General features: G+C 54.5%; 2 protein-coding genes. One reads left to right on the top strand and one right to left on the bottom strand.

Annotated features, from left to right (window positions below; translation table 11 throughout):
- Positions 1 to 173: 173 nt before the first annotated feature.
- Entirely contained in the window at positions 174 to 572 is a 399-nt protein-coding gene (locus tag AACY31_RS28630; RefSeq protein ID WP_339476934.1) for a hypothetical protein, read from the top strand.
- A gap of 193 nt (positions 573 to 765) precedes the next feature.
- Here the strand turns inward: AACY31_RS28630 and AACY31_RS28635 are convergent, their stop codons facing one another.
- The gene (locus tag AACY31_RS28635; RefSeq protein ID WP_339476936.1) at positions 766 to 1173 is read right to left on the bottom strand and encodes a DUF3224 domain-containing protein; all 408 of its coding nucleotides are present in this window, start codon (positions 1171 to 1173) and stop codon (positions 766 to 768) included.
- Positions 1174 to 1829: the final 656 nt, after the last annotated feature.

The following is a 1829-nucleotide window of genomic DNA, read 5'->3' on the forward strand; positions in this document are numbered from 1 at the left end:
CCTTGCTGCGCCCGGAAGGGCTGAAAAATGAAGAAAATGGATCAAATTTCGACGCGGGTCGTTTTTTGAAAAGTACTGACGGCTCGATAGCCGGAAAACATCCGGCTATTTCAGACCATCCCTAAGGGCCCGACACCTTTCACAGGGCTTGGATCGCGACTGTAGATAAAACTATGCAAAGGTTGTCATTCTTCGTCAGAGTGTTGTTTGCATGTTGCCTTCTTGTCGCCACGGCTAATCACATCTGTGCAGATGTTTTACATGGTTTGCTCTGGGACTACGGATACGGACCTAGCGCTTATTTGGCGAGCCGTATTTTCTGGGGGGCACTTACCTTTTTTGATCCGCTCGCAGCTCTGCTCCTGTTCCTCAAGCCAAGAGCCGGAATCGTACTTACGGCTGCGATCATCTTGGTCGACGTAGCTCACAACACTTTATACGTCGCATTGAAGCAGCAGTGGCTGGAGCCGTTCTACCTGTCCCAGGTAGCGTTCCTTATCATTGTATTCCTGCTGTCTCCCATCGCTTGGCGCGGTTTTATTCCAGGCGCTGTCACCACCAGTCCAGCTTGAACCTAATTCACTCGTCCGCTGCGTCGTCGGGCGCGCGCGAACCTCCTTCAGGTACGCATAGGGGGCGTGACCATTCAGTCGTGCATGCAGACTGGATCAAACTCATGGCCGCTGCCCATTTCCCGCAGTAAGCACCCCGCGAAGGTCTCTTCCTGAAGTGCATCAGGGGCGGCGCCCTTTACAGCTTGTTAAATTATTCGAGGTGGTAATCCAGCCAAATATGGTGCGTTCCGTCGATGTCAATCGCGATCCCTCCTGACCCGGATATTCCTTCCAAACCATCTGTACCACTGCCTCCAACTATGCAGAAAAACTCGTCTGCACGATCAGTTCCGGTAGTGGAGGCGGAATGAATAAAGTTAAAGGAACCCTCTACGCCATTCACCGTACCCTTGAAACTCTCCAGTGCGATGTAGCTGCCCCTTCTTGACGCTTGGTCGAACGCCGCAGTAAAGGATGTTGAAGAAATACCAGCGATAGCTCCCGTATAGGACTTTTCCATGAAGCTGATTGACACGGGTAAGCCTGTTGCAATGTTGGGCGTGGGAGTCAGGTCAGTGGGTTTGAAATTCTTGGTGGAAAAAGTGGCTCGCGCTTCCATTCGGATCAGTCCTGTTCCATATGAGTTGAGCGGTCATTCTAATGCAAGGGCCCTTCATGTTGAGTGTGTCAGGCAGAGAGCCAGTGCACCGGCGCAGTTGCCCGATCCGCCGAAAGTATTGCGGCTCCCATGCCTGTTGCGACTGGGCCTCTCGGGCCCACATCGGCTCGGTCACGCCTGCTGCGGCGAAGAGCTTCGGGTTACGTCCGAGAAAGGGGGGATGGTGTTTGGGCGGGGGATATCATTTTGGAGATCGCTGGCGCAGCCGTGAACAGTCCTGCCGAGGTCACGGCCCTCATCGGGCGCATGACACCTGGAGACCGCGCCTTGATATACGGCGGCTCGGGCGTTCCATGATCATCTCTTCGTATAACGCGGTGGTGGTTGATTCGTCCTGGGAGTTCATTCACCACAGCTCCTTGGAGGGTCTGGATCGACCGTTATGAAACCACACATTGGTCCACCGGGGCGGGGTGTCATTGGTCGGCGACTCGTCTAGACCGGGGGTTTATACCGGGCTAAGGGTTGCTGCGGATTCCACGACACTTGGACACTCAGCCCACGATCATTTGGACACTCATTCCACGCTCACTTGGACAGGCAGTCGGAGCGCAGCGACGCAGGTTCGCATTGTTAGTCTGAAGTCCCGGTTGCAG

This window comes from Pseudomonas sp. RL_105y_Pfl2_101 (genome assembly GCF_963970585.1).
Classification (GTDB): domain Bacteria; phylum Pseudomonadota; class Gammaproteobacteria; order Pseudomonadales; family Pseudomonadaceae; genus Aquipseudomonas.